The following is a 13,386-nucleotide window of genomic DNA, read 5'->3' on the forward strand; positions in this document are numbered from 1 at the left end:
CCCCCTGTTGGCGCAGGCAGAATAGCGCGACACGGGCTTGGATGCGCCGGATCCGCGCCGCACGCCTTTCGCGGTGCGTCCTTTGCCGTACGGGCGGAGCGGCTTTACCCTGAGCGCCATGCAGCACGAGCGCCGCCAGCCCCCTCCCTGTATCCCTCCGCAGCTGCTCCAGCCGTGCGTCCGGAGCTTCCGGCCAGGCGTCCGGTAATGGGCGATTACACACTGGCGGGCCGCGCCAGCCACGAGATCGAGGTCAAGCACAGCCGCTTTCTTGCGCTTGCGGCGCCGGTGGACTCGCCCGAGGCGGCACTGGCTTTCGTGGCCGAGGTAGGCGATCCGGCCGCCACCCACAACTGCTGGGCCTACCGGATCGGTGAGCTGTACCGGTCCAGCGATGACGGCGAGCCGGCCGGTACCGCGGGGCGTCCCATCCTGTCGGCGATCGATGGCCAGGGACTGGACCAGACCGCGGTTGTGGTGACGCGCTGGTACGGCGGCATCAACCTGGGCGCCGGCGGACTGGTCCGTGCCTACGGCGGCTGCGCGGCGGAATGCCTGCGCACCGCGCGGCGCCGTCCGCTGATCGAGTATGTCGAGTGCACGCTCCAGTTCGGTTTCGCCGATACCGGCGTGGTCCACGCGGCACTGGCCGCGCACGGGGTCGAGAAGCTGGACGAGCGGTTCACCGCCGCCGGCGCCCACCTGAGGCTGCGCCTGCCCGCCAGCCGGCTGGACGAACTGGGCGAGCATCTGCGCGATGCAACGCGCGACCGCGCGCGGCTGGCCTCCACCGCCGCGGACACGGACCAGCCACGATGATTCCGCGACGCACCCAACTTGATAGCGGACAATACCGCGCATGAGTGACACTTCCGCAGCACCCGCACCGACCACTGAGTCCGCTACGGCGAAGCCCGCCGTCGGCAACCTCAAGGCACTCTGGCCGTTCGTCAGCCGCCACCGCGCCCTGTTTGCCGGCTGGCTGATCGCCCTGGCGTGCTCGTCGGCGGCCACACTGAGCCTGCCTGTCGCCTTCAAGACCATGATCGACCGTGGCTTCGCCCAGGGCGGCGGCAGCGCGATCGACCAGGCCTTCGTGCTGCTGTTCGCCGTTGCGGTGGCACTGGCGCTGGCCACCGCGGCGCGCTTCTTCTTCGTGTCGCTGCTCGGCGAGCGCGTGGTCGCCGACCTGCGCGGCCGCCTCTACTCGCACCTGATCGGCCTGGACGCCGGCTTCCACGACCGCAGCCGCAGCGGCGAGCTGGTCTCGCGCCTGACCGCGGACGCGGAACTGCTGCGCGGCGTCATCGCCACCAGCATGTCGGTGGCGCTGCGCAGCGTGGTGACCTTCCTGGGCAGCATCGTGATGCTGTTCGTCAGCAGCCCCCACCTGGCGGCGTATGCACTGGTCGGCATTCCGCTGGCCGTGTTGCCGATCGTGGTCGGCGGTCGCCGGCTGAAGCGGATCTCGCGTGACAGCCAAGACCGGGTCGCCGACGCCAACACGCTGGCCAACGAGACCCTGGGCGCGGTGTCCACCGTGCAGGCGCATGCGCGCGAACCCTATGAACTGGGTCGCTTCAGCGACGCGCTGAAGATCGCCGTCGCCACCGCACGCCGCCGCATCCAGGCCCAGGCGTGGGTGACCGCAATCGCGATCGTGTTGATTTTCGGCGCGATCACCCTGGTGCTGTGGTCCGGCGCCCACGATGTCGCCGAAGGCCGGATGAGCGCCGGCACGCTGGGCCAGTTCGTCCTGTACGCGATGATCGGCGGCGGCTCGGTGGGCTCGCTGGCGGAAGTCTGGAACGAGGTGCAGCGAGCCGCCGGCGGCATGGGCCGGATCGGTGAGCTGCTCGCCGAGGAGTCCAGCATTACCGCGCCCGCGCATCCCGAACCGCTGCCCGCGCCGCTGCGTGGCGACATCGTCCTGGACGGGGTCACCTTCCATTACCCGATGCGTCCGGACCACCCGGCTCTGGAGGATTTCAGCCTGCACGTGCATCCCGGAGAGACCGTCGCCCTGGTCGGCCCGTCGGGTGCCGGCAAGAGCACCGTGCTGTCGATGCTGCTGCGCTTCCACGATCCGGCCCAGGGCAGCATCACCATCGACGGCATCGACATCCGCCGTTTCGACCCGGCCGACCTGCGCGGCGCCATTGCGCTGGTGCCGCAGCAACCGAGCATCTTCGCCACCACCGCTCGCGACAACATCCGTTACGGCCGCCTGGAAGCCAGCGACGCCGACGTCGACGCGGCCGTGGAGGCTGCCCACGCCAGCGATTTCATCAGCGCGCTGCCCGAGGGACTGGACACCGAGCTCGGTGAACGCGGCGCGCGCCTGTCGGGCGGCCAGCAGCAACGCATCGCGATCGCCCGCGCCCTGCTCAAGGACGCGCCGATCCTGCTCCTGGACGAGGCCACCAGCGCGCTGGACGCACAGAGCGAGCGCGCGGTGCAGCAGGCCCTGGACACGTTGATGGAGGGTCGCACCACGCTGGTCATCGCGCATCGACTGGCGACTGTGCTCAAGGCCGACCGGATCGTGGTGATGGACCACGGCCGTATCGTCGCCGAAGGCACCCACGACCAGCTGTTGCGCGAAGACGGCCTGTACGCCGACCTGGCCAAGCTGCAGTTCCTGGATTGAGCAAAAAACAGGCCAAGAGCGTGCGCCTGCTGACGGAAGGTCCCGTCGGCCGCACGATGATCGTCTTCGCGCTGCCGATCATGGCCGGCAACGCGGCGCAGTCGCTGAACGGCTCGATCAATGCGATCTGGGTCGGCCGTTTCCTCGGCGAGGCGGCGCTGACGGCGACCGCCAACGCCAACAACGTGATGTTCTTCCTGATCGGCGCGGTATTCGGCATCGGCATGGCCGCCACGATCCTGATCGGCCAGGCCACCGGCGCCCACGACAACGCCCAGGCGCGCCGGGTGATGGGCACCAGTGCGACGTTCTTCATCAGCCTGTCGGTGATTCTGGCGGTGACCGGATGGTTCGTCACCAATCCGCTGCTGCGCTTGATGGACACGCCTGCGGCGGCGCTGCCGTTGGCGGAGAGCTACCTGAAGGTGATCTTCCTGGCGATGCCGTTCATCTACGCGTTCGCCTTCGTGTCCGCGGCGCTGCGCGGTGTCGGCGATTCGCGCACCCCGTTCCGTTTCCTGCTGCTGTCGGTGATCCTGGACGTGATTTTCAATCCGCTGCTGATCTTCGGCATTGGACCGTTTCCGGAGATGGGGATCGCCGGCTCGGCGACCGCAACGGTCGTTGGCCAGGGCATCAGCCTGCTGGCGATGCTGCTGTACCTGCGCCGCAAGCAGCATCCCTTGTGGCTCGGCCGGGCGGACGCGCACCTGTTCCGGGTGGACCTGACGATCCTGCGCGCACTCGTGGTCAAGGGCGTACCGATGGGCCTGCAGATGGTGCTGATCTCGCTGGCGATGATCGCGATGATGACGATGGTCAACGCCTACGGCATCGCCACCGCAGCGGCGTACGGCGCGGCGCTGCAATTGTGGACCTACGTGCAGATGCCGGCGATGGCGATCGGCGCCGCCTGCTCCTCGATTGCAGCGCAAAGCGTCGGTGCCGGCGACTGGAAGCGGGTGGACGCCACCGCCCACACCGGCATCGGCTACAACTTCCTCCTCACCGGCGGCCTGATCGCGCCATTGATCCTGCTGGATCGCTACAGCTTCGCGCTGTTCCTGCCCGACGGCAGCGACTCGATGGAGATCGCCCGCCACCTCAACCACATCGGCGTGTGGTCGTTCCTGTTCTTCGGCGTGACCTTCGTGGTCTCCGGCGTGGTTCGTGCCACCGGTGCGGTGATTCCGCCGCTGGTGATCCTCGCCATCGCCTTGTGGGGCGTGCGCGTGCCGTTCGCGGAGATGCTGCAGCCCTTGATGGGCGTGGACGCGGTGTGGTGGAGTTTCCCGGTCAGCGCCGCCTCGGCGATGGTGATGTCGCTGGCGTATTACCGCTGGGGCCGCTGGCGCAGCGCGAAGATGCTGCCGACCGACCCGCGCGAGGTCGCCATTCCGTCCGAGGTCCCGGCCTGCGCACCGTCACCGATCGCCGACCCCGCTCCGGATCGGGACCGGGAAGCAGACGATGTGGCAGGCGCTGCGCTGGATGTCCGCGGTAGTTGAGCTGGTGGCCGTGGAACTCTCCGCGAGCGCAGCCAGCGGGCAAAGTGGCGGTGATCCTCGAGGATTCCTCGCAACCATACGGTCAAGCATGGTTGGACTTGACCTGGATCAGCACGTGGTGGTGCACGTGCCTGACAATAGCCGCACATGAACCGCCGCCTGTTCCACCGCTGGATGAGCCACCTGGCCCTCGCCGCCATCGTGGCGTTGAGCCTGGTGCCCAGCGTTGGCCGCCTGGCGGGCCAGCCGGCAATGTCGATGCACGCGATGCCGGCCGAGGCGACGATGCGCGGGCACAGCGCAGAGGCTGGACATAACGCGAATCCGGCGCACTCCGGCAAGGCCGCCGCCGCGACCTCGGCCATCGCCATTGCCCACGGGCCTGCGTCCACCCTCGATACAGCCGATGGACAGCCGGCTGCCGGCAACGGCCATCACGGCTCGGACGACGACTGCGCGTACTGCCCGTTGCTTGCCGGGACGACCGCCCTGCCCGTTCCCGGCCTCCCGGCTGCGTTGCCTGTCCAAGGCACCGCGGTGCGTGTGCCGGCGACCCGGACCCCCGCATTGGATCGGCACCCGACCGGCCTGGGCTCCCGCGGACCGCCGATCACGGCCTGAGCTCCGCCCTCCGCGTTCCCCCTTCTCGACCCCGCATCCGCGGCAATGGCCGCGCGCACCCCGGTGCCAGGAGTTTGACCATGTTCCGCAATGCCCGTTTCCCCTCCCGCATGCCGCGGGCCCGTTCCACGCGCCTGTCGCTGGCGATCGTGACCGCCTTGGCGTGCCTGCCCGTCCACGCCGAGGTGCCCGCCGACGCGGCCCCGGCCGCACCCGCGCCGTTTGATTTCCAGCAGGTCGTGGTGACCTCCGCGCGGCCGGTCTCGGCGCTCACCTTCGAGACCGATCCGCGCCTGCCCCGGCAACCGGTTCCCGCCAGCGACGGCGCCGATTACCTCAAGACCATTCCCGGCTTCACCGCGATCCGCAACGGCGGCACCAACGGCGATCCCGTGCTGCGCGGCATGTTCGGCTCGCGCCTGAACCTGCTCAGCAACGACGGCGCGATGCCGGGCGCCTGCCCATCGCGGATGGACAATCCGATGTCCTACGTGTCGCCGGAAACCTACGACAGCCTGGTCGTGGTCAAGGGGCCACAGACCGTCCTGTGGGGACCGGGCGCCTCGGCAGGCACGGTGCGCTTCTCGCGCGACCGAGAGCAGTTCGACGAGCCGACGGTGAAACTCGCCGGCAGCCTGCTGGGCGGCTCATTCGGCCGCAATGACCAGGTGCTCGATGCCACCTTCGGCGCGCAGCCCGGCTACGCGCGCATCAGCGCCAACCGCTCCGACTCCGACGATTACCGCGACGGCAACGGCAACGCCGTGGCCTCGGAGTGGAACAAGTGGAACGCCGACCTCGCCCTGGGCTGGACGCCGGATGCCGACACCGTGCTGGAAGCGACCGCCGGCGTCGGCGACGGCGAGGCACGTTACGCCGGTCGCGGCATGGACGGCTCGCAGTTCAAACGCGACAGCTATGGCCTGCGCCTGGAGAAGAAGAACCTCCCCGGCGCGCTGGACTCGATCGAGGCCAACGTGTTCTACAACCGCGCCGACCACGTCATGGACAACTACAGCCTGCGCCGGCCAAACCCGGATGGGGCGATGCCGATGCCGATGGCGTCCAACGTCGAACGCGCCACCACCGGCGGACGCGCCGCTGCCACCTGGCTGGGCGACAGCGTCGATGTCACTGCTGGCGTGGATGCGCAGGACAGCCGCCACCGCCGCCGCTCTGGCCACGGCCGCAACACCTACCAGTTGCAGCCGTGGACGGTGGACGCGCGCTTCCGCAACCTGGGCGTGTTTGCCGAGGGCACCTGGCGTGCCGAAGCGGGCAAGCGCGTCATTGCCGGCCTGCGCGCCGACCGCGCGCGGGCGACCGACGAGCGCACCACACCCGGCAAGATGGGCCGGCCCAACCCCACCGCCGGCAGCAGCCGCACCGAAACCCTGTCCGCCGGCTTCATCCGCTTCGAGCGGGACCTGGTCGATCAGCCGGTCACCTGGTACGCCGGCCTGGGCCATACCGAACGCATGCCGGACTACTGGGAACTGTTCTCGCCCGACATGGGCCCGGTCGGCACGGCGAACGCGTTCGCCGGCGTGGCGACGGAGAAGACCACGCAGCTCGACGTCGGCGTGCAGTACCGCAGAAAGACCTGGGATGCCTGGGTGTCCGCCTATGCCGGCCGGGTCGACGACTTCATCCTGTTCCGCTACGGCGGCGCCGGGATGATGGGACCGATGTCCTCGGTGTCCAACGTGGACGCGCGCATCCACGGCGGCGAACTGGGCGTGGAGTACCGGCCGTCCGCGCAGTGGACCCTGGGTGGCACGCTCGCCCATTCCTGGGGCAAGAACCGGGACGCCGGCACCGCCCTGCCGCAGATGCCACCGCTGGAAGCGCGCCTGTCGCTGGGCTGGGACGACAGCCAGTGGTCGTTCGGGGCGCTGGTACGCGCCGTCGCTTCGCAGGACCGCATCGCGTTGGCCCAGGGCAGCGTGGTCGGCCAGGACCTGGGGCCGAGCGCGGGGTTTGCGACGTTCGCGGTGAACGGTGGCTACCGCTTCAACAGCCTGGCCCAGCTGACGGTTGGCGTGGACAACGTGTTTGACCGCACCTACAGCGAACACCTGAACCTGGCCGGCAACGCCGACTTCGGCTACCCGGCCGATCCGGTCCGGATCAACGAGCCGGGCCGCACCGCCTGGGTCAAGCTCAACCTGAAGTACTGAGCCCGGCCGGCAGCGCGCGTTCGATCAGCGCGTCCATGGGCACCCCCGCCGGCAGGGTGCCCATGGCCAGACCATGTTCGCCACCGAGACGACTGCGACAGAAGGCCTGCGCGACGGGGCTGCCAGCGCGAAGCAGCAGTGAAGCCTGCAACGCCAGGGCGAGGCGCTCCACGAACCGGCGCGCCTGGGCGGGCTCCACCGCTGCCCCTTCGGTAAGCGCGGCGCGCAGGTTTTCGATGGCCTGCGCGTACTCGCTGCCACCCTCGCCTGCAGTGACCAGTTCCGCCCACACGGCCGCGCCGGTTTCGGGCTCGCGCTGCAGCGCCCGCAGCACGTCCAGGCACTGGATGTTGCCGCTGCCTTCCCAGATCGAGTTCAACGGCGCCTGCCGATACAGGCGCGGCATGAGCGACTCCTCGATGTAGCCGTTGCCACCCAGACACTCCTGCGCCTCGTTGACGAATGCTGGCGCACGTCGGCAGACCCAGTACTTGCCCACGGCCGTACCGATCCTGGCCAGCGCGGCCTCGGCCGGGTCGCGCTCGGCAGCATCGACCGCGCGCGCTATCCGCATGGCGAGCACCAGCGCCGCCTCGGCCTCCACGGCCAGATCGGCCAGCACGTTCGTCATCAAGGGCTGCCCAAGCAGGCGCTTGCCGAACGCACGCCGGTGACGGCAGTGGTGGATCGCCCGGGCCAGCGCCATGCGCATCTGCGCTGCGCCGCCGAGCAGGCAGTCCAGCCGCGTCAGCATCACCATTTCCAGGATCGTGGCAACGCCGCGCCCTTCGGCGCCGACCGGAAACGCCAGCGCGCCGCACAATTCGATCTCCGAGGAGGCGTTGGACCAGTCGCCCAACTTGTCCTTCAGCCGGATCAACCGGAACGCGTTTTTGCTGCCGTCCTCCAGGACGCGCGGCATCAGGAAACAGCCGAGCCCGCCCGGCGCCTGCGCCAGCATCAGGAAGCCGTCACTCATTGGTGCCGACAGGAACCACTTGTGGCCGACCAGACGGTAGCCGCTGCCGTCCGCCAACGGCGTCGCCACGGTGGTGTTGGCGCGGACGTCGCTGCCGCCCTGTTTCTCGGTCATGCCCATGCCGATGGTGACGCCGGCCTTGTCGGCGACCGGCACCTCGCGCGGGTCGTACAGCGGCGCGGCCGCCTTCTCGGCCCATTGCGCCAGCGCCCGCTCGCGTCGCAGCACCGGTACCGCCGCGTGGGTCATCGTCAGCGGACAACTCGTGCCCGGTTCAACCTGGTGGTGCAGGTAGCTCAACGCGGCACGCACCACGTGGCCGCCGGGATGATCGTGGCGCCAGGACCAGCCGGCGACACCGTGCCGGATCGCCGTGTCCATCAGCGAGTGGTAGGCCGGATGGAATGCGACGCGGTCGATCCGGTGGCCGAAGCGGTCGTGGCTGAGCAGCCGCGGGCGGTCGCGGTGGGCGTCGTCGGCCCACTCCAAAGCCGGACCGCCGGCGAGCACGGCGTAGCTCGCGATGGCCTGCCGGCCCTCCTCGAGTGATCCCGGCTCAGGCTGCGGCTGTAGAAGCGACAACTCCCGCGCCAGCGCATCACGCAGCACGGCGTCATCGCGCCACAGATCACGTGGGCCGAATGGCGGCGGCTGGTTTTCCACCCGGTGGGTCTCAAACGGCGCAGCGGGCTCCTGCGCCTGCGGCAACGGCTCCATGGGCGTCTCCGATAGCGGCTTGGGACCAATCTAGCGCAAGCCCGGTTCGTATCACGGCTGCCCGTAGCGCGCACAAAAAAAACCCCACCGAAGCGGGGTTTCTTCATTCACGTGGCGCGGCTATTCGGCCGGGGTGATGTCGGACGCCTGCGCGCCCTTCGGTCCCTGGGTCAGCTCGTAGCTGACGCGCTGGCCTTCCTGAAGGCTGCGGAAGCCCTTCGCGTTGATGGCGGAGAAGTGTGCGAACACGTCCGCGCTTCCGTCTTCAGGGGAAATGAAGCCAAATCCCTTGGCGTCGTTGAACCATTTCACAGTGCCGTACTGCATATCCTTGATGACCTCGTGGCTGGGTGGTGACCCGCGCTGCGAGCGCAAGCGCGGTTGGCCAGAGTATGCAAACTGAACTTCTGCTTTACAACATCACCATTCTCAGCCCGGATTTTCCCCGGCCAGCTGCACCATCACCGCCTCCAGCAGGGCCGGCAATCCCGCCGACGCGCTGGCGACGTTGTCCAGCACGTCCTGCAGGGTGATCACCTCGCTGACATCCGGACCGGCGCCTGCCGCCCAGTTCGCGACGATGGCCAGGCACGCGTACTCCAGACCCATCTCGCGCGCCAGGCCGGCTTCGGGCATGCCGGTCATGCCCACCAGATCGCAGCCGTCGCGCCGCATGCGGCTGATTTCGGCGCGGGTTTCCAGTCGTGGGCCCTGGGTAGCACCGTAACAACCGCCATCCTCCAGGGCGACGCCGGCCTGCCGCGCGGCCGCGAGCACGCTCTGGCGCAACTGCGGCGTATAGGGGTCACCGAAGTCCACATGCAGGACCTCGCTGCCGGGCTCCTCGCACAGGGTCGAGACCCGGCCCCAGGTGTAGTCGATCAACTGGTCCGGGCAGCCGAGCACGCCGGGGCCGAACGCGGCAGTGATGCCGCCCACGGTGTTCAGGGCGAGCACGCGCTTGGCCCCCAGCGATTTCAGCGCCGACAGGTTGGCGCGGTAGTTGATCAGGTGCGGCGGTACGGAATGCCCTTCGCCGTGGCGCGCCAGAAAGGCCACGCGATGGCCGCCCAGGCGTCCCACCCGTACCGGCCCGGATGGCTGGCCGTACGGCGTTACCCGCGAGTGGGCTTCCATGCCACGCAGTTCGGCCAGTGCGTAGACACCGGTGCCGCCGATGACGGCCAGTTCAATCGATTCGCTCATCACTCAGTCCTTCATCGCGTAGATCGCCGGCAGGTTGCGACCCTGCTCCTGGTAGTCCATGCCGTAGCCGAACACATACCGGTCCGGCACCTGCAGGCCGACGTAATCGGCCTGCAGGTGCGTGATCGCACGGTCGTGGTGTTTCACCGCAAGAGCCGCGATGCGCACGTCAACGGCGCCCTCGGCCAGGCACCATTCCACGATCGCGGCCATGGTCAGGCCCTCGTCGAAGATGTCGTCCACCAGCAGCACCCGGCGGCCACGCAGCGCGGTGGCCGGACGATGTTTCCATACCAGCTCGCCACCCGACGTCGCGCCCCGGTAGCGGGTCGCGTGCAGGTAGTCGAACTCCAGGTCGAGGCCACGAACGCCGAGCTCCATCGCCAGCTGGGAGGCAAACGGCATCCCCCCGTGCATGACGGTCAGATACACCGGGCGGGTGTCCACGCCGTCGGTGTAGTCATCGCGAATGACATCGGCCATCGCGCCGATCGCCTGCTCCACCGCCGCGCGGTCGAACAGCACATCCGCGCTGGCCAGCACCTCGCGCAGGCTGGCGCTCACGCCACGCCTCCAAGACGGTCGCGGCGGTCGCGGTAGTGCTGGTCGGCGAGCAGGTTGTCCCAGCCCATCGCGCCGCCGCCGATCAGACCGGTCAGCGCCATGGTGTTGAGCTTGCGGTCTTCCACGGCCTTGAGCGACTCATCCACCAGCTCGGGATGGCACACCAGCACCACGTCGCAACCGGCATCCAGGTGCAGATCGACGCGCTGCTTGATGCCGCCGGCCGAGAACGCCGCCGCCATGCCGATGTCGTCGGAGAACACCACGCCGCGGAATCCCATCTCCTTGCGCAGGATCTCCTCGATCCAGCGCCGCGAGTAGCCCGCCGGCTCGGGAGCCACCTGCGGATAGACCACGTGCGCCATCATCACCGCGTCCGCGCGGGCCTTGATCCCGGCCACGAACGGGACCAGGTCCAGCGCGCGCAACTCCTCCAGCGGGCGCGGGTCCACCGCGTCGTCGAAGTGGGTGTCCTCCAGCACCGAGCCGTGGCCGGGGAAGTGCTTCAGCGTGGCGGCCATGCCGGCCTGGTGCATGCCTTCCACGTAGGCGACGGTGAGCGCGGCGACCACCTCGGGGTCGGCGTCGAACGCGCGGTCGCCGATGGCGCGGTTGCCGCGTCCCAGGTCGACCACGGGGGCGAAGCTCAGGTCGATGCCGCTGGCCTTGATCTCGCTTGCCATCAGCCATGCGTGCTCGCGTGCGCGCAACAGCGCCGCAGCCGGATCGGCCGCGTAATCGCGACCCAGGCCGTCCAGCGAGGGCAGCGCGCTGTAGCCCTGGCGAAAACGCTGGACCCGTCCGCCTTCCTGATCGACGCAGATCAGCTGCGGTCGCGGCGCGGCCTCACGGATCGCGCGGGCCAGATCGTCGACCTGCTCGCGCGAGGCGAAGTTGCGGGTGAACAGGATCACGCCGGCGCAGCCCTCGTGCTGCAGCCAGTCGCGCTCCTGCGCGGTAAGTTCAGTGCCGGCAACGCCGATTACGAGCATGGGCAACTCCAGGGAATTAGCGGTAGGCGGCTCGCGCCGGGTGTCATGCGGATCATGGCGCAGCCGCCCCGGCGCGTTGCTGCGCGGACCATTGCGAGAACGGGTGCGAGGCCAGGGCCAGGTTGTAGTAACGCGACTCGTCGGTCACCTCGACCCCCAGCCAATCGGGCCGCTGGAAGGATTCGTGCGCGTCGGCCAGTTCGATCTCGGCGACCACCAGACCGGCGTTGTCGCCAAGAAACTCGTCCACTTCCCACAGGTGCCCGCCGACCTTCACCAGGTAACGTCGCTTGTCGACCAGACCGCCAACCGAGAGTGCCAGCAGCGCGCGCGCATCGGCCGCCGGGATCGGGTACTCGAACTCCTGGCGGGTATGACCCAGCTCGCGCGATTTCAGGTTGAGGTGCGCGGCGTCGCCGGCGATGCGCACGCGTACCGAGGCCTTCATCGCGCCGGTGTCCATCGCCGCCAGGTCATTGAGGTAACCCTGCGCCATGGGCACGACCTCGTGCGCAGCCGCGCGCCAGCCATCGCCGGTGACCAGGAATTTGCGTTCGATCTCGATCGCCATGGCTCAGGCCTTCTCGAACATCGCAATGGACTCCACGTGGGCGGTCTGCGGGAACATGTCCATCACTCCCGCCACCTGCAGCTTCCAGCCACGCGCGGCCAGCAACGCGGTGTCGCGCGCCAGCGAGGCCGGATGGCAGCTGACGTAGACGATGCGCTGGAACTGGTCCAGCGGCAGATGCTCCAGCACGAACGCCGCACCCGAGCGCGGCGGATCCAGCAGCAGCTTGTCGAAGCCCTGCTCCATCCACGGCTGGCCGGACAGGTCCAGCGACAGGTCCGCGGCGTGGAAGCGCGCATTGTCGATGCCGTTGCGCTGCGCGTTGTCCCGCGCGCGCTCCACCAGGCCGGCATCACCTTCCACTCCCACCACCTCGCGCACACGGCGCGCCAGCGTCAGGGTGAAGTTGCCCAGCCCGCAGAACAGGTCGAGCACGCGGTCGCCGGGCTGCACGTCCAGCAGGTCCATCGCCAGCTGGACCATGCGTTCGTTGAGCCCCGCGTTGACCTGGATGAAATCCAGCGGACGGAACGCGAACTCGAGGTTCCAGTGCGGCATCCGGAACGACAGCGCCGGATCGGCCGGCCACAGGGGATGGACACTGTCGACACCGCCGGGCTGGAGGAAGATCGCAAAGCCGTGCTGCTGGCCGAAGGCGACCAGCGATGCCTGGTCATCGGTGGACAGCGGCGCCATGTGGCGAACCACCAGCGCCACGCCATTGAACTGCGCGGTGGCATCGCCGGCGATGAACTCGATCTGTGGAATGTCGCTGCGTGCCTGCAGGCTGTCGACCAGCTCGGCGAGTGCCGCGACCTTTCCGCCCACCTCGGGGATGACGGTGTGGCAATGGTGGATCTCGGCGACAAAACGCGGGTCGGTCTCGCGGAATCCAACCAGCGTTTTCCCCTTCTTCTCCACCCGCCGCACCGAGAAGCGGCCTTTGCGTCGATAGCCCCAGGCGGCATCCACCAAGGGCTCAAGCAATTGCGGCGGCACGATACCCGCCGCGTCACGCAGGTGGTCCAGCAGGACGGCCTGCTTGGCAAGGATCTGGCTGCTGCCGTCGAGGTGCTGCAGCGCGCAGCCACCGCACGTGCCGAAGTGCCCGCACCGCGGCGTCACCCGGTCCGCCGCCGCCTGCAATACCTCAACGGTGCGTGCCTCGTGGACGCAGCGCCGGCGCCCGGTGCGGGTCGCAAGCACGCGCTCGCCGGGCAGCGCGCCCGCCACCAGCATCGTCACATCACCGGCAAGACGGGCCACGCCGCGACCGTCCGGAGACAGGGCGTGGATGTCCACTTCAAACGGGGTTTTGTCGAGACGGGCCACTAGCACTGAGGTCAGCCGGGGGCCGCGTATTGTCGCAGATGCCGCGGCGGGCACGGCAGCCGCCAC

At 69.0% G+C, this 13,386-nt stretch carries 12 protein-coding genes; 5 read left to right on the top strand and 7 right to left on the bottom strand.

The window, feature by feature from the left end; translation table 11 throughout:
• The first annotated feature begins 207 nt into the window (after positions 1 to 207).
• The 5 genes from INQ42_RS09005 (at position 208) to INQ42_RS09025 (ending at position 6,959) form a co-directional block, all read left to right on the top strand.
• Positions 208 to 819 carry an IMPACT family protein gene (locus INQ42_RS09005; protein ID WP_194033980.1) on the top strand — a complete coding sequence of 204 codons (612 nt, stop codon included), beginning with the start codon at positions 208 to 210 and terminating at the stop codon, positions 817 to 819.
• Between the two features lie 40 nt (positions 820 to 859).
• Positions 860 to 2,650: an ABC transporter transmembrane domain-containing protein gene (locus INQ42_RS09010; protein WP_194033981.1), complete on the top strand. Its 1,791-nt coding sequence runs from the start codon at positions 860 to 862 to the stop codon at positions 2,648 to 2,650.
• A 56-nt stretch (positions 2,651 to 2,706) separates the two neighbouring features.
• Positions 2,707 to 4,158 carry an MATE family efflux transporter gene (locus INQ42_RS09015; protein ID WP_194035834.1) on the top strand — a complete coding sequence of 484 codons (1,452 nt, stop codon included), beginning with the start codon at positions 2,707 to 2,709 and terminating at the stop codon, positions 4,156 to 4,158.
• Positions 4,159 to 4,305: 147 nt separating this feature from the next.
• Entirely contained in the window at positions 4,306 to 4,779 is a 474-nt protein-coding gene (locus INQ42_RS09020) for a DUF2946 family protein (RefSeq protein ID WP_194033982.1), read from the top strand.
• 110 nt (positions 4,780 to 4,889) lie between these two features.
• Positions 4,890 to 6,959 (top strand): TonB-dependent copper receptor, encoded by a 2,070-nt coding sequence (locus INQ42_RS09025; RefSeq protein WP_194035835.1) that lies wholly within the window; start codon positions 4,890 to 4,892, stop codon positions 6,957 to 6,959.
• Here the strand turns inward: INQ42_RS09025 and INQ42_RS09030 are convergent.
• From INQ42_RS09030 to rlmD, 7 genes are all read right to left on the bottom strand, one after another.
• Positions 6,943 to 8,655 (bottom strand): acyl-CoA dehydrogenase family protein, encoded by a 1,713-nt coding sequence (locus tag INQ42_RS09030; RefSeq protein WP_194033983.1) that lies wholly within the window; start codon positions 8,653 to 8,655, stop codon positions 6,943 to 6,945. The genes INQ42_RS09025 and INQ42_RS09030 overlap by 17 nt on opposite strands.
• A 120-nt stretch (positions 8,656 to 8,775) precedes the next feature.
• Complete coding sequence (locus tag INQ42_RS09035) at positions 8,776 to 8,982, bottom strand: cold-shock protein (RefSeq protein ID WP_043957320.1); 207 nt, start codon at positions 8,980 to 8,982, stop codon at positions 8,776 to 8,778.
• A 102-nt stretch (positions 8,983 to 9,084) separates the two neighbouring features.
• Entirely contained in the window at positions 9,085 to 9,861 is a 777-nt protein-coding gene (locus tag INQ42_RS09040; protein WP_407070762.1) for an S-methyl-5'-thioinosine phosphorylase, read from the bottom strand.
• Positions 9,862 to 9,864: 3 nt separating this feature from the next.
• On the bottom strand, positions 9,865 to 10,425 hold the full coding sequence (locus tag INQ42_RS09045; protein WP_193983996.1) for a hypoxanthine-guanine phosphoribosyltransferase: 561 nt from the start codon (positions 10,423 to 10,425) through the stop codon (positions 9,865 to 9,867).
• Positions 10,422 to 11,417: a beta-N-acetylhexosaminidase gene (gene nagZ / locus INQ42_RS09050; protein ID WP_194033985.1), complete on the bottom strand. Its 996-nt coding sequence runs from the start codon at positions 11,415 to 11,417 to the stop codon at positions 10,422 to 10,424. Before nagZ ends, INQ42_RS09045 begins: the two co-directional genes overlap by 4 nt.
• A gap of 52 nt (positions 11,418 to 11,469) precedes the next feature.
• Positions 11,470 to 11,988, bottom strand: a complete 519-nt coding sequence (locus INQ42_RS09055) for a CYTH domain-containing protein (protein ID WP_194033986.1) — start codon at positions 11,986 to 11,988, stop codon at positions 11,470 to 11,472.
• Between the two features lie 3 nt (positions 11,989 to 11,991).
• On the bottom strand, positions 11,992 to 13,320 hold the full coding sequence (gene rlmD, locus INQ42_RS09060) for a 23S rRNA (uracil(1939)-C(5))-methyltransferase RlmD (protein ID WP_194033987.1): 1,329 nt from the start codon (positions 13,318 to 13,320) through the stop codon (positions 11,992 to 11,994).
• Positions 13,321 to 13,386 lie beyond the last annotated feature (66 nt).

Source organism: Lysobacter avium (assembly GCF_015209745.1).
Taxonomy (GTDB): Bacteria; Pseudomonadota; Gammaproteobacteria; order Xanthomonadales; family Xanthomonadaceae; genus Novilysobacter; species Novilysobacter avium.